Source organism: Labrys sp. Lb11 (assembly GCF_057554225.1).
On the sequence record NZ_BAAJOT010000009.1, the window covers coordinates 182,600 to 199,580 of the forward strand.

Here is a 16,981-nt window from a genome sequence, read left to right on the forward strand (position 1 = left end):
GGGACTCATTCGGCGGCTTGGCGGACGTCCGACCCTGCCATGGCGGCGGCGCCGGCGGCGATGGCCTTGACGATGTTGTGATAGCCGGTGCAGCGACAGATGTTGCCCTCGAGCTCCTCGCGGATGGTGTGCTCGTCGAGGTCGTGGCCCTTGCGGTTGACGATGTCGACGGCCGACATGATCATGCCCGGCGTACAGAACCCGCACTGCAGGCCATGATGCTCGCGGAAGGCCTCCTGCATCGGGTGCAGGTTGCCGTTGACGGCCAGCCCTTCGATGGTGGTGACCGACTTGCCGCTGGCCTGCACGGCGAGGGTGGTGCAGGACTTCACCGCAACGCCGTCGATATGCACCAGGCAGGCGCCGCATTGGCTGGTGTCGCAGCCGACATGGGTGCCGGTCAGGCGCATGTGCTCGCGCAGAAACTCGACCAGCAGGGTGCGGGGGTCGACATCCGCGTTGACGGTTTTACCGTTGACCGTCAGGGATACGGAAGCCATGGGTGTCCTCCAAACGTTTGCGGGCGGGAACGCCCGGAATTTCTTGGCCGCGGCAGCGCTTAGGAAAGTTCGCGGGATGGGCGGGAAAGGCGCGAAGGAGTTCGCGACCTTGGAAACACTCTGAACTGCCCTGTTTTCGGGGTCAAGGCCGATCGTTCAAAAGTTTACCACCGGATTCGCGGGGGTTTTCAGCCGATTTGCGCGATTTTGCCCCGCCGCGGCCGGCTGCCGTTCGCCCGATCGGGGGGAACCGGGAACAGCTTCGTCCCGCCGGGACCGGGGCTTGCCCGGGCTCAGCGGCCGAGCGCGTGTTCGAGATAGGCGATCTGGAAGGCCGGCATGCGGTCGCGCATCAGGTCGGCCAGGCCGGCGACGACGTGCATCCGCACGAGTTCCGGGTGCTGGTCAGCGGCCAGGAAATCTTCGATTTTTGATTTCAAGTCAATGCCTTGAAGCGGAGAGCGCAAGCGTCGCATCATGGCGATGCGCGGCCCGTGCACCAGGATGGTCCAGCCGGGATCGGCGGCGACGTCGTCCGGGCCGAGGCCGGTTTCCTCCTGCAGCTCGCGCAGCACCGAGCCGGACAGGTCGACCCGCTCGCCGACGATGTCGGAGGGGTCCGGCGTGCCTGCGGCAAAATAGACGGCGCCGGCGTTGGCGGTGTGGGGGGCCATCTCGCCGAGCAGGAAATGGCCCTCGGCCGAGCTCAGCGCTGCCATGGCGAAGCCGTTCCACTTCTCGCGATCGGGATGGCCGAAGTCGCGCCAGGCGAGGAAGCTGGCATAGTCGGTCATGAGGTAGTCGCCGGAGAACACGCCATCGGCGACCGACCAGCGGTGCAGCAGCAGCACCGGGCCGTTGAAAAGGGCCGGCTTGGCTTCGACCAGCGCGGCCCAGTGCGCCGCGATCCGATCGCGATTCTCCTCGGCGAACGGCCAGGGCCGCGGCTCGAATCGGGTATCGAGGGCGTCCACCGCGAGGATGCGAATCTCGTCAGACATTCAGCCTGCCCTCGCTGACGAGCACCGCCGCGCCGCCGATGCTGGCGGCGGCCAGCTCTCCCGCGCTGACGGTCACGGTGAGCTCGATCAGGGACGGGCGTCCCATCTCGAAGCCCTGCTCGATGCGGAAGCCACGCTCGCCGTCGGCGAGCTTCCCGAACGCATGGATCGCCCCGGCGAGTGCCGCCACCGCCGACCCGGTCGCCGGGTCTTCCGGAATGCCGTCGCCGGGGGAGAACATGCGGGCGTGGAAGGCGCTGTCGGGGCGGGCGGTTTCGCGGGTATAGGCATAGGCCGAGCCGAGCCCGTCCTGGCCGAACGCCTCGCGCCAGACCACGGTATCGATCCTGATCCGGCCGATGGCGTCGAGGCTGCGCAGCGGGATCAGGCAATAGGGAAAGCCGGCGCTGTAGACGGTCGGCGTGTGGTCATCGAAGCCGAGATCCGCTGTCGCCAGGCCGAGGGCGCGGGCGAGCAGAGCCGGATCCGCGGCCTCGCCGTGGCGCTGCGGCAGTCTCGGCAGCCAGAACCGGGCAAAGCCGCCGCCCGGAGCGAGCCTGACGGCGCAAGGCACGGTGCCGATGTTCTCCCCCAGACCGAAACGCACCTCCCCGGCGGCATCGTCCGACGCGCCGGCGACATCAGCCGATGCGCCGGCGACATCAGCCGATGCGCCGGGAGAATCGAGCGTGGCGAGGAGCACGGCGGTGCCGACGGTGGGATGGCCGGCGAATGGCATCTCGATGCCGGGCGTGAAGATGCGGATGCGGGCGCGCTGCCCCGGCTCTTCCGGCGGCAGCACGAACACCGTCTCCGACAGGTTGAACTCGCGGGCGATCGCCTGCATCGCCGCGGCGTCGAGGCCCTCGGAATCGAGGACGACGGCGAGGGGATTGCCGGCGAGCGGGGTGTCGGTGAAGACGTCGAGGGTGACGAAACGGCGGGGCATGGCACGCCCTGGGCTGGAGTGACTCAGACCTGCTCGACCGGGAAGCGCCGGGTCGGCGTGACGAACTCGTCCTGCGCCGCGACCAGCAGGATCTCGGTCGAACCGGCCTCGGCGGTGCGCTTGAGCAGGCCGTAGATCGAGGCGGCGGCATTGCCGAGCGCTTCGGCGGCCGAGCCTGTCCGCTTCCAGTGCAGGTTGAACAGGGCGGCGATCGCGTCGCCGGCGCCACTGGCATTGAGGCCGAGCCGGGGCGTGCGCACGCGCCAGAATCCGGTGCCGTCGGAGGCGGCGAGGTCGATGGCGTCGGCCGGCGTCTCCTCGGTGACGAGGGAGGTGACCAGCACCGCCTTCGGCCCCAGCGCATGCAGGCGCGCCACCGCGGCCTTGGCGTCGTCGATGCGCTTCACCGTCCGGCCGGTCAGCAGTTCCAGCTCGAACTGGTTGGGCGTGATCACGTCGGCGGCCGGCACGGCCTTGTCGCGCATGAACTCGGCGATGCCGGGGCGCACATAGACACCGGTGCCGATATCGCCGATCACCGGATCGCAGCAATAGGTGGCGGCCGGATTGGCGGCGCGCACCCGCGCCACGGCGGAGAGGATGGCGGTGCCGATATCGGCGGAGCCCATGTAACCCGACACCACGCCGTCGCAGCGCGGCAGCACGCCGCGCTGGGCGATGCCCTCGACCAACTCGTCGATCATCGGGCCGTCGAACACCCGTCCCTTCCAGGCGCCGTAGCCGGTGTGGTTGGAGAACTGCACGGTGTGGATGGCCCAGACCTCGCAGCCGAGCCGCTGCATCGGGAAGACGGCCGAGGCGTTGCCGACATGGCCGTAGGCGACCCAGGACTGGATGGACAGGATGTTCATGCGCGGGGGACACTGTTGCGGGCGCGCGATAACAGCACGGCGGAGCGTATCGCGCGAACGAGAATTTGTGATGCCAGGCATCAGCGCCTCCGCGGACGGATGCCGGGCCCGCCTGACCGGCATGCCGGCGCCGCGGGGGTGCGGCCCTTCCCCTGCCGCCGGCTCATGCCCACATCAAGGCTCTCCGATCCCCTGCGACGGCCGATCCCAATGCTCGACATCACGCCTCTCCACGTCCTCGACGAGGACCCCACGCCTCTCTCGTCCTCCCAGCCCCAGCCGTCCGCGCACGGTGACGCGGCCCTGCTCGATGCCTATTCCGCCGCCGTCACCGACGTGGCCGAGCGGGTCGGTCCCGCCGTGGTCAAGCTCGACATCCGCCAGAACGGCCGGCCCGCCGGCTCCGGCTCGGGCGTCATCCTGTCGCCGGACGGCCTGGTGCTGACCAACAGCCATGTCGCGCAGGGCGCAGCCCGCGTCGGCGTGCAGACGCCGGACGGCCGCCACTTCGACGCCCGGCTGATCGGCGATGATCCCGACACGGATCTCGCGCTCGTCCACATCGAGCAGCCGGTGAGCCTGCCGACGGCGCGCCTTGGCGACTCGGGGGCGTTGAAGCGCGGGCAGGTGGCGGTCGCCATCGGCAATCCGCTCGGCTTCGAGGCGACGGTGACGGCCGGCGTCGTCTCGGCGCTCGGCCGCTCGCTGCGCGCCAAGAATGGCCGGCTGATCGACGACGTGATCCAGACCGACGCCGCCCTCAACCCCGGCAATTCCGGCGGAGCGCTGGTGTCCTCGCGCGGCGAGGTGATCGGCATCAACACGGCGGTGATCATGGGCGCCCAGGGCATCTGCTTCGCCGTGGCCTCGAACACGGCCAGCTTCGTCATGGGCCAGCTCATCCGCCACGGCCGGGTGCGCCGCGCCTCGATCGGCGTCGCCGCCCAGCCGGCAGCCATCCACCGCCGCGTCCAGATGGCGACGGGCGTCGAGCAGGCGAGCGGCGTGATGATCGCCTCGGTCGAGACCGGCAGCCCGGCGGACAGCACCGGCCTTCTGATGGGCGACATCGTCGTGGCGCTCGACGGCCACGCCGTCACCGGCGCCGACGACCTGATCCGCCTGCTGAACGAGACCCGTATCGGCCGCCGCGTCGTGCTCGATGTCCTGCGCAACGGCCGGGCGCGGGTGTTCGAGGTGACGCCGCTCGAGCGCCGGGGCTCCTGAGGGGCCTTCTCTCAGGCGATCACCTCGAAATCGGTCGCCGCCAGCCCCGGACGGCCGGAAAGTCTGACGAAGACCTGCGCGAGGCCGGCGCCGTCGCCGTCCGCGTCATAGGCGAGAGCGCCCGTCGCGGCGTTGTAGAGGAAGACGCCGCCGGAATGGCCGGCGGGCGTCGGGTTGGCGCCGGAGACCAGCGTGATGCCGCCGCCGGCGACGAGGCCGCCGCCGAAAACGGAGGCGTCGATGCGCAGCCGGTCGGTGCCGGAGACGAAGTCGGTGACGGTGTCGAACTCGGCGCTGTCGGGCCTGGCGTCGAAGGCGAAAGTGTCGGCTCCGGCACCGCCGGTCAGGATGTCGCGCCCGCCACCGCCGATGAGCACATCGTTGCCGGTGCCGCCGATGAGCACGTCGTGGCCGCCGCGCCCATCCAGCACGTCGTTGCCGGCGATGCCGATCAGGCGGTTGAAGCCGTCGTTGCCGGAGAGGACGTCACGATATCCGCTGCCGTGGATCCGCTCGATGCCGGAGAGCGTGTCGATGCCGCCGCCGCCGGTCCGCTGCGGGCCGCTCAGGGCAAGATCGACGGTGACACCGCCGCCGCGAAGGCCTGTGTAGACTACGGTGTCGTATCCAGCGCCGCCGATCAACCTGTCGTCGCCCCATCCGCCGTTCAGCGTGTCATTGCCGCGGCCGCCGACCAAGATATCGTTGGAGTTGCCCCCGTTCAGGCTGTCGTCGCCGATGCCGCCAAACAGACAATCACGGTAAAGGGTCCCGGTCAGGGTCCGAGGCGCCGTGCTGGTATCGAAGATGAAATTCTTGGCGGTGAGCGATGCGGCCGTGACGCCTTTCAGGATGAGGATCTCATCTGAGCTATGGTAGAACGACCGGATGACTAGGTCCGAGCCATGCTGCTCCAGCAACAGCGACAGGGCGCTCATGTCCGGAATCCCGAGAGCGCTGAGATCGATGCGGTCACCCCGGCCGAAATCGGTAATGGTGTCCGCGCTGAATCGGCGGCGGAAGATGTAGGTGTCGTTGCCGCCGCCACCAGTGTAGATGTCTCTTTGATTGCCGCCAATGAACGTGTCGTCGCCGGGGCCGCCGAACAGGACGCTGAATCTGAACACCGGCGCGTCGCCCGTGCCGATCATCGTCCGCGGCCCGCTGCGGGTGTCGAACACGAAGTCTGCGGCGGTGAGGGAGGAGATCGCGATCCCCTTCAGCCTGATCCAGGCTGAGGTGCCGAAGTAGATCAGCGCGTCGGGACCGTCCTGCGATATGAAGGACGCCAGATCCGCGAAGGCGTAGACGCCGAGGTCTGATAGATCGATCCGGTCGCCGGGACTGAAGTCCCGGATAGTGTTGTTGCCGAGGCCAGGGCCGGTGTTGCTGAAGACGAAAATGTCGTTGCCGCCGCCGCCGGTAAGGGTGTCGTAGCCGCCCATGCCGATGATGATGTCATCGCCGGGGCTGCCGGTCAGGACCTCGCTGTACGAGGTACCAGTGTAAGTGGGCATCCCGCCCTCCCTGCTTGACCCGTGCCAACTGCGGCCTGATGGGACAAACGACATCCTCCGCGCTTGAGAGGCTGGAGTATCGCTAACCGCCAGCATAGGACATCTCATGCCTTAGCGTCAATTCTGAAGAGCGGCGGGATTCCACTGCGTAATACTACGGTGCCGTCGTGGGAGGAGTCTGACGGGAAGATGGGCTCGGCCTGCCCCGCTTTCAGCCCCGCTCGACCGGCAGGCCGGCGGCGAGCCAGGCCTTCAGGCCGCCGCCGAGGTGGGTGTCGACGCCGAGACCGGCGGCGCTGGCCAGTTCGAGCGCCTTGAACGAGCGCATGCCCGCGCCGCAGGAGAACACCACGCGGCGGCGCTCGTCGGTGGGCACTTCTTCGGGATCGAAGCGCGACAGCGGCAGGTTGACGGCCCCGGCAATGCGCGCCTGGGCGAACTCGTGGGGCTCGCGCACGTCGACCAGCAGGATCGAGCCGGCTTTGAGCAGGTTCTTGGTTTCCTCCGCGTCCAGGGCGAAGAACGGGCCGTCCGGTGTGGGCATGGGATGGTACTCGACTGTCGCAACACCGCCTTATAGCAGAGCGGTGCGCAGGTCAGAACCTGGAAGCGAGGGCGACCTCGGCCCTTCAGACGCGGTCGCCATGGTGTCGTGCCCGAGCGATGGGCGCATCGACGCCGGCCGGCGCCACCACGGGCTGGGGCGGCACCGGCCCCGTCTCCCCAAGACGCCGCTCGATGATCATGCCGGTCGGGGCCCGCTCTTCGACGGAAGCGCCCGACCAGCCTATCGCCATTTCTCAGCTGCGCATCAACCATTCATGGTCTGGATCGTTGTGGAACCTCCAGGTCCGCTTCGGTCCGGCCATGACGTTGAGGTAGTAGAGTTCGTAGCCATGCGCCGCGCCGACCGGATGGTAGCCGCGCGGCACCAGCACCACGTCGCGGTCGCCGAAGGCCATGGTCTCGTCGAGCGAGCGGTCGTCGGTGTAGACGCGCTGGACGCCATAGCCCTGTGGCGGGGACAGGCGGTGGTAGTAGGTCTCCTCCAGATAGCTCTCCGCCGGCAGCGCATCCCGGTCGTGCTTGTGCGGGGGATAGCTCGACCAGTTGCCCGGCGGGGTGATCACCTCCACAACCAGCAGGCTTTCGGCGTGCGGGCTCGAATCCGGCAGGATGTTGCGGACGTAGCGGGTGTTCGAGCCCTTGCCGCGTATCTCCTGGCCGACCTCGTCCGGGCCGATGACCCGGGCCGGCAGGCGCCCCGTGCCGGGCGCCGCGCAGACGGCGAGCTCGACATCCGTCTCGGCCGTCACCTCGTAGCCCGCCTTGGCCGGCACATAGACTGACCAGGGCGGCCCCTCGAACGGATCGGCGCGCCCGCCGATCACGCCGAAGTCCTGGCCGCCCGCCGAGATGCGCGCCTTGCCGGCGACCAGCACCAGGCAGACCTCGGTATCGCCCGTCCCGGCGCCCAGCGTCTCGCCGGGCCGCAGGTCGTGCACCTCGAAGCCGACATAGGTCCAGCCGGCCGAGGCCGGCGTGACCCGATGGACCGGACCGCCGCCGCGGTTGGGTTTGACGAGAAGCTTGGACATGGGAGCCTCCATGCGGGGGTGCAGCCGGCACCCCGCCGACGGTCAGGGTCTTGAAAGCGGGCGGCGCGTCAGGCCAGCCCGGCTTCCTTCAGGGTCCGGGTCAGGTGGGCATAGCCCTTGAGCGCGTATTGCAGCGGGTTGGCCTTCTTCGGGTCCTGCTCGGCCTCGACGACGACCCAGCCCGAATAGCCCGGCAGCTCGCGGAACACGGCGGCGAAGTCGATCATGCCGTCGCCCGGCACGGTGTAGACGCCGGCGATGACGCTGTCGAGGAAGCTCCAGTCACCGGCCTCGGACGCCTTGCGGACGTCGGCACGGACGTCCTTGGTGTGGACGTGGCTGATGCGGCCGCGGTAGCGGCGGGCCAGATCGGCCGGGTCGGCACCGCCCCAGGTGGCATGGCCGGTGTCGAGCAGCAGGTGGAAGGCCGGGCCGGTCGCCGCCATCAGGGCGTGGATGTCGGCCTCCGACTGGACGATCGTGCCCATATGGTGGTGGTAGACCAGCCGCAGGCCCTCCGCCAGGATCATCTCTGCGAACTCGGTGATGCGGGCGCCGTAGCCGGCCCAGGCGTCGGCCGGCAGCACCGGGCGCTGCGACAACGGCCTGGAGCGGTCGCCGTGGATGGCGTTCGAGGTCTCGGCGACGATGAACACCTTCGAGCCCATGGCTTTGAGCAGGTCGAGATGGGCGCGCGCGGCAGCGAACTCGGCCTTGGCGTCGCGGTCGAGCAGCTCCAGCGAATACCAGCCGCCGACACAGGCGAGGCCGAAGGGCGCGAGCGCCTGCTTGAGCGCCTCCGCCTGACGGGGGAACTTGTTGCCGAGCTCCATGCCCTCGAAGCCGACCTGCCTGGCTTCGGCCAGGCAGGTCTCGAGCGGCGTCTCGCCGCCGAGCTCAGGCATGTCGTCGTTGGACCAGCCGATGGGGTTCGCCCCGATGCGGATTGGCATATGTTCGGTCTCCAGATATCCCGTGGCCCGGACCTCGCCGGGGAAGAAGAACGGCCTCAATCGCCCTGGTGCTGCAGGGTGCGCGCCTCGACATAGCGGCGCCGGGCGGCCTCGACCTCGCCGCGCTGCGACACCTCCGGCACCGCCACGTCCCACCAGGCGCCGCCGGCGTCGGTGGAGGGCAGGGGATCGGTGTCGATGACGATCACCGTGGTGATGCCGGCGCCGCGGGCGGCCTTCAGGGCCTCCTCCAACTCGCCGATGCCCTTCACCTTGACGGCCGAGGCGCCGAGGCTGGCGGCATGTGCGGCGAAGTCGATGGCCGGCAGGGTCTCGTGCCGGGCGTCGCGCAGGAGATTGTTGAAGTTGGCGCCGCCGGTGGCCATCTGCAGGCGGTTGATGCAGCCGAAGCCGCGGTTGTCGAGCACGACGATGGTGAGCTTGACGCCCAGCATCACCGCGGTGGCGATCTCCGAATTGGCCATGAGGTAGGAGCCGTCGCCGACCATGACGACGACCTCGCGGCTCGGATCGGCCATCTTGACGCCGAGTCCGCCGGCGATCTCGTAGCCCATGCAGGAATAGCCGTACTCCATGTGGTAGCCGCCGGGTGCGCCGGCCTGCCAGAGCTTGTGCAACTCGCCCGGCAGGCCGCCCGCGGCGCAGACCACCACGTCCGAGCGGGCGCCGGCGCGTTGCACCGCGCCGATGACCTGGGCGTCGGAGGGCAGTTCGGCGTTGGTCGGGCCGGTGTAGCGGGCGGCGGTCTTCTCCCAGTCCGCCTTGCCGGCCTTGGCCTTGGCGGTCCAGGCGGCGGGGGCCGTCCAGCCGCCGAGCCCGGCCGTGAGCAGCTCCAAGCCGGCGCGGGCGTCGCAGACCAGCGGCAGGGCGCGGTGCTTGCCGGCGTCGAAGGGCTGGGTGTTGAGGCCGACGATGCGCCGGCCGTCGCCCTTGAACAGCGCCCAGGAGCCGGTGGTGAAGTCCTGCAGGCGGGTGCCGACGGCGAGGACGAGGTCGGCGTCCTCGGCCAGCGTATTGGCGGCGCCGGTGCCGGTGACGCCGACGGCGCCCATGCCGAGCGGATGGTCGAAGGCGACCGAGCTCTTGCCGGCATTGGTCTCGCCGATCGGGATGCCGTGCTTGTCGGCGAAGGCGGCGAGGGCGCCCTCGGCCTGCGAGTAGAGGACGCCGCCGCCGGCGATGATCACCGGCCGGCGCGCCGCCTTGAGCGCCGCGATGGCGGCGGCAAGCTCGTCCTCGTCGGGCCGGACGCGGCGCGGCGTCCAGATCCGTTCCTCGAACATCGAGACGGGATAGTCATGGGCCTCGGCCTGGGTATCCTGGCACAGGGCCAGGGTCACCGGGCCGCATTCGGCCGGATCGGTGAGCACGGCCATGGTGCGGGCGAGGGCGGGGATGAGCTGCTCGGGCCGGGCGATGCGATCGAAATAGCGCGACACCGGGCGGAAGCAATCGTTGGGCGAGACGGTGCCGTCGCCGAAATCCTCGATCTGCTGCAGCACCGGGTCGGGCCGGCGGTTGGCGAAGACATCGCCGGGCAGGAGCAGCAGCGGCAGGCGGTTGACATGGGCGACGGCGGCGGCCGTCACCATGTTGGTGGCCCCCGGGCCGATGGAGGAGGTCACGGCCATGAAGCGGCGCCGGCGCGAGGCCTTGGCGAAGGCGGTGGCGGCATGGGCCATCGACTGCTCGTTGTGGGCGCGCAGCGTCGGCAGCGCCTCGCGCACCTGGTAGAGCGCCTCGCCGAGGCCGGCGACGTTGCCATGGCCGAAGATGGCGAAGACGCCTGCGAAGATCGGCAGGGTCTGGCCGTCGATCACCGTCTTCTGCGCGGCGAGGAAACGGACCAGGGCTTGCGCCATGGTGAGGCGGATCGTGTTCATGGACGTTCTCCCGTCGATCATCTTTTCTCGGCCCGATCGGCCCTGCCGGCAAGCCGTTTGCCGTCGATGTTACGCCGCCCGCTCCAGTCCAGCCGCCCGCTGCCAGGCCTCGACCAGCCGGCCGAACTTGGCCGCCATCGCGGCGATGGCGGCTTCATCGTCGATCTCGCCGCGCAGCCAGGCCCGCGCCGCATCGTTGAAGATGGTGCGGCCGACCGCGAAGCCCTTGACCGTGGCCTCGCCCGCGGCGACGGCGAAAGCGGCTTCGAGGTCCGCCTCCGGCGCCTCCAGGCCGAGCAGCACGATGCCGCGGCAGAGCGGATCGTTGCGCTCGATCACCTGCCCGACGGCGCGCCAGGCCGCGGCGCTGGTCAAGGGCTCGAGCTTCCACCAGTCGGGCTTGATGCCGAGGCCGTAGAGCCGCTCGACGATGGAAGAGACGGTGTCGTCCTTCAGCGGGCCGTGCTTGCCGGCGATGATCTCGACCAGGAGCTCGCGGCCGACGAGGCGCGCGGCGGCGTGGAGGCGCGTGAGCTCGCGCTCCTGCCGCGCCTTCAGCTCCGGCGGGTCGTCCGGGTGATAGAAGCACAGGCATTTGATGGTGTGGCCGACCGGCCATTCGATCAGCCCGCTGCCGAGGTCGGCGGGGCCCTCGAACTCCAGCGGCCGCGAGCCCGGCAGCTCGACCGGGCGGCCGATCCAGAACGGATGGTCGGCGGCGCGGAACAGCGCCTCGCGGCCATGGGTGCCGTCGATCAGCATGCCGAAGCCAGGCCGCCCGCCGGCGACGCGCGCCGCGGCCTCGACCGCCAGCACCTTGAAGGGGGCGATGCGCTCGCGGCCGACGCCGGCCTCGTCGGCCATCGCCTCCATCTGCATGCGATGGTCGATCGCGAACGCCATCAGGCCAGGCGGACCGGGACGGCGGGTGGTGGCCCAATGGAGGTGGTTGATGGTGGCGTCCTTGCGCAGCGCCTTGTGGGGGCTGCCGTTCTCCAGGAAGTAGTTCAGCTCCCGGAAGGTCGGGATCTCGGGCGAGCAGAGCAGGCGGGAGACGGCGAAGGCGCCGGAGGCGTTGGCATAGGCGCAGCAGGTCTCCAGCGGCTCGTCGCGCAGCCAGCCGCGCAGGAAGCCGGACATGAAGGCGTCGCCCGCCCCGAGCACGTTGTAGACCTCGACCGGAAAGCCCGGGCCGCGCACGCCCTCGTCGAGCGAGGCGGGGATGGCGCCGGGGAAGACGACGCAGCCCATCGGTCCGCGCTTGCACACGATGGTGGCCTTGGTGACGGCGCGGATGCGGCGCAGCGTCTCCAGCGTGTCCTCCGAGCCGCCGGCGATGTGCAGCTCTTCCTCGGTGCCGACGATCAGGTCGCAGTCGGGCAGGATGGCCATCAGGTGCCGGGTGACGTGCTCGGCGCGGATGTAGCGGCCATCGCCGGCATCGTGCCCAGCCAAGCCCCAGAGATTGGGGCGGTAGTCGATGTCGAACACGACCCTGCGGCCATGCGCCCGGGCGATCCGGATGGCCTTGCGCTGGGCGGCATCGGTGTTGGGCTTGGAGAAGTGCGTGCCGGTGACGACGACGGCGGCGGCCGAGGCGACCAGCGCCTCGTCGATGTCCGACTCGTCCAGCGCCATGTCGGCGCAGTTGTCGCGGTAGAAGATCAGCGGGAACTGCTTTTCGTCGCGCACCCCGAGGATGACCAGGGCGGTCAGGCGCTCCTTGTCGGTGCGGATGCCGCGGACCTCGACCCCCTCGCGCAGCATCTGCTCGCGGATGAAGCGGCCCATGGCCTCGTCGCCGACGCGGGTGATCAGCGCCGAGCGCAAGCCGAGACGGGCCGTGCCGATGGCGATATTGGCAGGGCAGCCGCCGACGGCCTTGGTGAAGGAGGCCATGTCCTCCAGGCGCCCCCCGACCTGCTGGCCGTAGAGGTCCACCGAGGAGCGGCCGATGGTGACGACGTCGAGCTGCGACGGTTGCATCGAAATCCTCCCCCGCCGCTGATACGGCGTCGTTTTGCCTTTGACGGCGTACCGATCCCACCCGGGATCATACCGATCCCGCCCGGCGTGTCGCCGCCGGACTGGCGGAACGAGGCCGGAGGCTGCGAACCTGCGATGCGATACGATGGCAATACGAAACATATATTCTATTCTGTTGTCAATGTGGAATTAAAATGCCATTTGTGGGCATCGACATGACGGTGTCCTCTCGCGCGAGCGGCGGAGGCCGGCAGGATCGACAGGCTTGGCGCCCGGCCGGCGCGACAGCAACCCAAGGGAGAGAGACATGGTGCGGTTGGCGGTGTTGGGGGCGGGACGGATCGGCAAGATCCATGGGCGCAATGCGGCGCTGCATCCCAAGGCGAAGCTGGTGTCGGTGTCGGACCCGCATGCGCCCTCGGCCGAGGCCCTGGCGGCCGAGACCGGCGCCGAGGTGCGCGCCCTCGACGCGGCCGTGACCGCGTCAGATGTCGATGCGGTGCTGATCTGCACGCCGACCACGACCCATGCCGATCTGATCGAGCGGGCGGCCGGAGCCGGGAAGGCGGCATTCTGCGAGAAGCCCGTGGATCTCTCGGCCGAGCGCATCCGCGCATGCCTCGCCATCGTGGAGAAGGCGGGAACGCCGCTGATGATCGGCTTCAACCGCCGCTTCGACACCAATTTCGGGGCGTTGAAGCGCCGCATCGGCGAGGGCGCGATCGGCGCCGTCGAGCTGGTCTCGATCATCTCGCGCGATCCGGGCCCGCCGCCGGTCTCCTACATCCAGTCCTCCGGCGGCCTGTTCCGCGACATGATGATCCACGATCTCGACCTTGCCCGCTTCCTCCTCGAGGAGGAGCCGGTGGAGGTGCATGCGGTCGGCTCGTCGCTGGTCGATCCGGCGATCGGAGCGGCCGGCGACGTCGACACCGCGGCAGTGCTGCTGAAGACCGCCTCGGGGAAGATCTGCCAGATCACCAATTCGCGCCGGGCGACCTATGGCTACGACCAGCGCATCGAGGTGCACGGCCAGAAGGGCATGATCCGCGCCCATAACGTGCCGCGCACCACGGTGGAGCTCGCCACATCGGCCGGCCTGCTGGCCGATCCGGTGCAGGACTTCTTCCTGGAGCGCTATGCCGAGGCCTACAAGGCGGAGATGACCGCCTTTCTCGATGCCGTCATCGGCGGCGCCGCGCCGAGCCCCTCGGGCCATGACGGCCTGAAGGCGCAGATCCTGGCCGATGCCGCAACGGAATCGGCAAAGACCGGCCAGACCGTTCGGATCTAGCCGGCCTGATCTCCGCGACTGCGGCCGGAAGGGGCAGGGCCGCCCCTCCCGGCGCCGGTTGCATTCCGCTCACTTTGCGGCTTGCGACGCGAACTTGAAGTCCGGGGCCGCCATGAGCTGGTCCTTGGTCATGTCGAGAATGCCGTGGTCGGGGTAATCGCGCACGGTGTTGTCGACAGCCGGCACAGCGGCCGTCGAGCCGCCGGCACCGTCCGGCGCGGCCGGCACCCCCGGCGCGGCGGGAGCACCGGGCGCCATGCCGACCGCCGCGCTCTGCTTGGCCTTATCCTCCCACTTGATCGCCGTATAGGGCAGGGCGACATTCTTCTGGCCGATGCCGAGGAAGCCGCCGACGCCGATGACGACAGCCTTGATCGCTCCGCCTTTGTCGACCAGCAGCTCGGTCACCTCGCCGATCGATTCATCGTTGGAATTGTAGATGTTGACGCCGGCGAGCTGGCTGGCCCGGTACTCGCCCTTCTCGGCCTGAGTCAGGAAGCTGGCCGCGCCGGCCGCGGCGGGGGTCTTGGCGGGCGTCATTTCCGCCGGTGCCGGAGCCTGGGCTGCCGGCGTGGTCGTATCGGTCTGCGCCAGGGCTGGGGCGGCCGCGAGCATGGCGGCGGCGAGGGCCCATGCGAGGTCGGAACGGGACATCCTATCCTCCTGTGTCCAATGGTCCGCACACGGAGGCAAACGGCTCGATCCTGCCATTGTTCCCGTTCGGGCAGCCGCGGCAGCGGCTCGGCAGTCGGCGCAATGGCCGAAAACTCTATTCCAGGCCCTTCCTCTCGGCCGTGCCGACCGCCAGCGTCATGGCCAGGGCGAAGGTGGCGGCAAGGGAGCGGAAGGCGCCGTGGTCGGCCTCGACCACGTCGAGGCGTACGGTGGCCAGGGCCGAAAGCGGGCTGAAGGGACTGTCGGTGACGGCCAGGATCGGCAGGCCGCGCCTGGCCGCCGCCTGGGCAAGGTCGAGGGTCACCGGCGAATAGGGCGTGAAGCTCAGCGCCATGACCACGTCGCCGGGACCGGCGAGCGCCATCTGCTCGGGGGCGAGCTGGGCGACATGGTCGACCAGGGAGCAGCGCACGCCGAGCTTGCCGAAGGCATAGGCGAGATAGGCCGCCACGGGAAAGAGCCGGCGGGCACCGAGCAGGTGGATGATGTCGGCACCGGCGAGCAGGTCGATCGCCCTGTCGATCACGGCGGTGTCGGCGGTGCCGCGCAGCCGGTCGATCGACACCGCCGCGGCATGGGCGAACCCCTCGAGCAGGGGCGCCGAGATCGAGCCTTCGCTGCCCGAGCTGCGCAGCAGGGCGACGCGCTGGCGATAGTCGGGAAAGCGTTCCTTCAGGCGGCTGCGGAAGATCTGCTGCAGCTCGGAAAAGCCGTCATAGTTCAGGGCCTTGGCGAAGCGCACCAGCGTGGAGGGCTGGACGCCGGCGCGCGCCGCCACCTCCGCCGCCGTGCCGAGGGCGATCTCGTCGGGGTGCTCGGCCGCATAGGCCGCCACCTGGCGCAGGCGCTTGGGCAGGCTCGCGGCCTGGGCCGCCAGCCGGGCCGCGAAGTCGTCATAGTCCGTCGGCGCAGCCTCCGCCGGCGCTGAAGTTATCGTCATGGGACCCGTCGTCGTTCCATCCGAGAGCGTTTCGACCATGGCTGCAACCTACTCCATCCGTCCGATTTCGCGAATGCCGGTGTCCGGACAGACGGCGAACCCGGTCCGCCGCGGAGCCTCGTTCCGGCCTCGCATGGTCCCCCGGCCGCGTTTCCCTCGGGGCGCTTCAATGCGCCCTTGACACGTCTCCGTCAAAATGGAATAAGAATTTCGTTAATGCAATAAAAAGAACTGATCATTCCATTTTTGGTCTGACAATAGGGACGGAGGTGACCCGGGAGCGGCAGTCCGAGCCGCTTCGGCCCGCCGCCCCCACCTCCCGGGAGGCCGCCCGCGCCATGCCTTCGGCCGCGCCCGGAAACAACCGGACCCAAGACTTGTGGAGGAAACCCATGAAACGTCTCTTCGCCGGGCTCGCGGCTGCCGTCGCGCTGGCCGCCGTCGCGATCACGCCGGCCGTCGCCGAGGACATCCATCTCATCGTCGTCAGCCACGGCCAGGCCAATGACCCGTTCTGGTCGGTGGTCAAGAACGGCGTGGCCGCCGGCGCCAAGGATGTCGGCGTGCAGGTCGACTATCGCGCGCCCGAGACCTTCGACATGGTGGCGATGAGCCAGCTGATCGATGCGGCCGTGGCCCAGAAGCCCGCGGGCCTGATCGTCTCGATCCCCGACGCCTCGGCGCTCGGCGCCTCGATCAAGAACGCGGTGGCGGCGGGCATCCCGGTGATCTCGATGAATTCCGGCTCAGACGTCTCCAAGTCGCTCGGCGCCCTGCTGCATGTTGGCCAGGACGAGTATCCGGCCGGCAAGGCCGCCGGCGAGAAGCTCAAGGAGATGGGTGGCAAGGTCGGCCTGTGCGTCAACCAGGAAGTCGGCAACGCCGCGCTCGACGCCCGCTGCAAGGGCTTCGCCGATGGCTTCGGCGGCAAGGTGACGGTGGTGCCGGTGTCCAACGAACCGGCCGACGTCCAGGCCAAGGTCCGCGCCGCCCTGGCGGCCGACACCTCGGTCGACACCATCATGGCCCTCGGCGCCGGCACGGCGGGCGAGCCCTCGCTGGCGGCGGTCAAGGAGGCGGGCCTCACCGGCAAGATCAACGTCGCCACCTTTGACATGTCGGCGAACTTCCTCAAGGCGATCGCCGCCGGCGAGGCGGCCTTCGCCATCGACCAGCAGCAGTTCCTCCAGGGCTATCTGCCGGTGGTCTTCCTGGCCAACTACGCCAAGTACGGCCTGATCCCCGGCGGCAACGTGCCGTCCGGCCCGAACCTGATCACCAAGGACAAGGCGGCCCAGGTGGTCGAGCTCTCGGCCAAGGGCATCCGCTGACGCCCGGGCGGCTTCCCGCCCGCGGGGGCCGGAAGCCGCTCCGACTGCCGCCGCCTCGGCCGCGGTTTCCGTCCCGGTGCACCTGCCCCGATGCGGCCCGAAGGCCAGCATCGCCCGGCACGGCAAGCCGGATGCGGGCGGCCTCTATCCGGCGGCGCCGTGCGCGAAGGCGCCGCTGCGTTCCCGTCGGGGGTGAGGGGCAGCCGCTCCGGCAGGCGCGCAAGGCAGTCGCAC

The 16,981-nt window shown here is 69.6% G+C and carries 15 protein-coding genes; 3 read left to right on the forward strand and 12 right to left on the reverse strand.

Going from position 1 to position 16,981, the window contains the following annotated elements:
- Positions 1 to 5: 5 nt before the first annotated feature.
- The 4 genes from AC27L4_RS29665 to pdxY form a co-directional block, all read right to left on the reverse strand.
- A complete protein-coding gene (locus AC27L4_RS29665; protein ID WP_487146229.1) occupies positions 6 to 500 on the reverse strand; it encodes a (2Fe-2S)-binding protein in 495 nt (164 codons plus the stop codon).
- Between the two features lie 293 nt (positions 501 to 793).
- Positions 794 to 1,501 carry an NUDIX hydrolase gene (locus AC27L4_RS29670; RefSeq protein WP_487146230.1) on the reverse strand — a complete coding sequence of 236 codons (708 nt, stop codon included), beginning with the start codon at positions 1,499 to 1,501 and terminating at the stop codon, positions 794 to 796.
- Positions 1,494 to 2,450 carry a PhzF family phenazine biosynthesis protein gene (locus tag AC27L4_RS29675; protein ID WP_487146231.1) on the reverse strand — a complete coding sequence of 319 codons (957 nt, stop codon included), beginning with the start codon at positions 2,448 to 2,450 and terminating at the stop codon, positions 1,494 to 1,496. The genes AC27L4_RS29670 and AC27L4_RS29675 overlap by 8 nt, the downstream gene beginning before the upstream one ends.
- Positions 2,451 to 2,473: 23 nt before the next feature.
- Complete coding sequence (pdxY, locus tag AC27L4_RS29680) at positions 2,474 to 3,322, reverse strand: pyridoxal kinase PdxY (protein ID WP_487146232.1); 849 nt, start codon at positions 3,320 to 3,322, stop codon at positions 2,474 to 2,476.
- Positions 3,323 to 3,532: 210 nt separating this feature from the next.
- Between pdxY and AC27L4_RS29685 the strand changes: the two genes are divergently transcribed.
- Positions 3,533 to 4,549, forward strand: a complete 1,017-nt coding sequence (locus AC27L4_RS29685) for a S1C family serine protease (protein WP_487146233.1) — start codon at positions 3,533 to 3,535, stop codon at positions 4,547 to 4,549.
- An 11-nt stretch (positions 4,550 to 4,560) separates the two neighbouring features.
- On the opposite strand, the gene AC27L4_RS29690 is transcribed toward AC27L4_RS29685, so the two are convergent.
- The 6 genes from AC27L4_RS29690 to AC27L4_RS29715 all read right to left on the reverse strand — a co-directional run bounded on the left by AC27L4_RS29690 (position 4,561) and on the right by AC27L4_RS29715 (position 12,507).
- On the reverse strand, positions 4,561 to 6,066 hold the full coding sequence (locus AC27L4_RS29690) for a calcium-binding protein (protein WP_487146234.1): 1,506 nt from the start codon (positions 6,064 to 6,066) through the stop codon (positions 4,561 to 4,563).
- Between the two features lie 211 nt (positions 6,067 to 6,277).
- A complete protein-coding gene (locus tag AC27L4_RS29695; RefSeq protein ID WP_487146235.1) occupies positions 6,278 to 6,610 on the reverse strand; it encodes a rhodanese-like domain-containing protein in 333 nt (110 codons plus the stop codon).
- A 256-nt stretch (positions 6,611 to 6,866) separates the two neighbouring features.
- On the reverse strand, positions 6,867 to 7,664 hold the full coding sequence (gene iolB, locus AC27L4_RS29700) for a 5-deoxy-glucuronate isomerase (RefSeq protein ID WP_487146236.1): 798 nt from the start codon (positions 7,662 to 7,664) through the stop codon (positions 6,867 to 6,869).
- Positions 7,665 to 7,732: 68 nt separating this feature from the next.
- The gene (gene iolE / locus AC27L4_RS29705) at positions 7,733 to 8,617 is read right to left on the reverse strand and encodes a myo-inosose-2 dehydratase (protein ID WP_487146237.1); all 885 of its coding nucleotides are present in this window, start codon (positions 8,615 to 8,617) and stop codon (positions 7,733 to 7,735) included.
- A gap of 56 nt (positions 8,618 to 8,673) precedes the next feature.
- Complete coding sequence (gene iolD, locus AC27L4_RS29710) at positions 8,674 to 10,521, reverse strand: 3D-(3,5/4)-trihydroxycyclohexane-1,2-dione acylhydrolase (decyclizing) (protein WP_487146238.1); 1,848 nt, start codon at positions 10,519 to 10,521, stop codon at positions 8,674 to 8,676.
- A gap of 69 nt (positions 10,522 to 10,590) precedes the next feature.
- On the reverse strand, positions 10,591 to 12,507 hold the full coding sequence (locus AC27L4_RS29715; protein ID WP_487146239.1) for a bifunctional 5-dehydro-2-deoxygluconokinase/5-dehydro-2-deoxyphosphogluconate aldolase: 1,917 nt from the start codon (positions 12,505 to 12,507) through the stop codon (positions 10,591 to 10,593).
- A gap of 307 nt (positions 12,508 to 12,814) precedes the next feature.
- On the opposite strand from AC27L4_RS29715, the gene iolG reads away from it, so the two are divergent.
- Positions 12,815 to 13,801, forward strand: a complete 987-nt coding sequence (iolG, locus tag AC27L4_RS29720) for an inositol 2-dehydrogenase (protein WP_487146240.1) — start codon at positions 12,815 to 12,817, stop codon at positions 13,799 to 13,801.
- A gap of 69 nt (positions 13,802 to 13,870) precedes the next feature.
- Here iolG and AC27L4_RS29725 read toward each other — a convergent pair whose 3' ends face one another.
- Together AC27L4_RS29725 and AC27L4_RS29730 are read right to left on the reverse strand one after the other, a co-directional pair.
- Positions 13,871 to 14,455 (reverse strand): PRC-barrel domain-containing protein, encoded by a 585-nt coding sequence (locus AC27L4_RS29725; protein WP_487146241.1) that lies wholly within the window; start codon positions 14,453 to 14,455, stop codon positions 13,871 to 13,873.
- A 115-nt stretch (positions 14,456 to 14,570) separates the two neighbouring features.
- Entirely contained in the window at positions 14,571 to 15,416 is an 846-nt protein-coding gene (locus AC27L4_RS29730) for a MurR/RpiR family transcriptional regulator (protein ID WP_487146242.1), read from the reverse strand.
- 392 nt (positions 15,417 to 15,808) lie between these two features.
- Here AC27L4_RS29730 and AC27L4_RS29735 point away from each other — a divergent pair, with 392 nt between their 5' ends.
- Entirely contained in the window at positions 15,809 to 16,747 is a 939-nt protein-coding gene (locus AC27L4_RS29735; protein ID WP_487146243.1) for a sugar ABC transporter substrate-binding protein, read from the forward strand.
- Positions 16,748 to 16,981: the final 234 nt, after the last annotated feature.

Bases quoted from the DNA above. Each gene is read 5' to 3' on its own strand.
- AC27L4_RS29670 (WP_487146230.1), bottom strand. From the start codon at position 1,501: ATGTCTGACGAGATTCGCATCCTCGCGGTGGACGCCCTCGATACCCGA.
- iolE (WP_487146237.1), bottom strand. From the start codon at position 8,617: ATGCCAATCCGCATCGGGGCGAACCCCATCGGCTGGTCCAACGACGAC.
- AC27L4_RS29665 (WP_487146229.1), bottom strand. From the start codon at position 500: ATGGCTTCCGTATCCCTGACGGTCAACGGTAAAACCGTCAACGCGGAT.
- AC27L4_RS29730 (WP_487146242.1), bottom strand. From the start codon at position 15,416: ATGACGATAACTTCAGCGCCGGCGGAGGCTGCGCCGACGGACTATGAC.
- iolD (WP_487146238.1), bottom strand. From the start codon at position 10,521: ATGAACACGATCCGCCTCACCATGGCGCAAGCCCTGGTCCGTTTCCTC.
- AC27L4_RS29695 (WP_487146235.1), bottom strand. From the start codon at position 6,610: ATGCCCACACCGGACGGCCCGTTCTTCGCCCTGGACGCGGAGGAAACC.
- AC27L4_RS29675 (WP_487146231.1), bottom strand. From the start codon at position 2,450: ATGCCCCGCCGTTTCGTCACCCTCGACGTCTTCACCGACACCCCGCTC.
- AC27L4_RS29715 (WP_487146239.1), bottom strand. From the start codon at position 12,507: ATGCAACCGTCGCAGCTCGACGTCGTCACCATCGGCCGCTCCTCGGTG.
- AC27L4_RS29690 (WP_487146234.1), bottom strand. From the start codon at position 6,066: ATGCCCACTTACACTGGTACCTCGTACAGCGAGGTCCTGACCGGCAGC.
- pdxY (WP_487146232.1), bottom strand. From the start codon at position 3,322: ATGAACATCCTGTCCATCCAGTCCTGGGTCGCCTACGGCCATGTCGGC.
- iolB (WP_487146236.1), bottom strand. From the start codon at position 7,664: ATGTCCAAGCTTCTCGTCAAACCCAACCGCGGCGGCGGTCCGGTCCAT.
- AC27L4_RS29725 (WP_487146241.1), bottom strand. From the start codon at position 14,455: ATGTCCCGTTCCGACCTCGCATGGGCCCTCGCCGCCGCCATGCTCGCG.
- AC27L4_RS29735 (WP_487146243.1), top strand. From the start codon at position 15,809: ATGAAACGTCTCTTCGCCGGGCTCGCGGCTGCCGTCGCGCTGGCCGCC.
- iolG (WP_487146240.1), top strand. From the start codon at position 12,815: ATGGTGCGGTTGGCGGTGTTGGGGGCGGGACGGATCGGCAAGATCCAT.
- AC27L4_RS29685 (WP_487146233.1), top strand. From the start codon at position 3,533: ATGCTCGACATCACGCCTCTCCACGTCCTCGACGAGGACCCCACGCCT.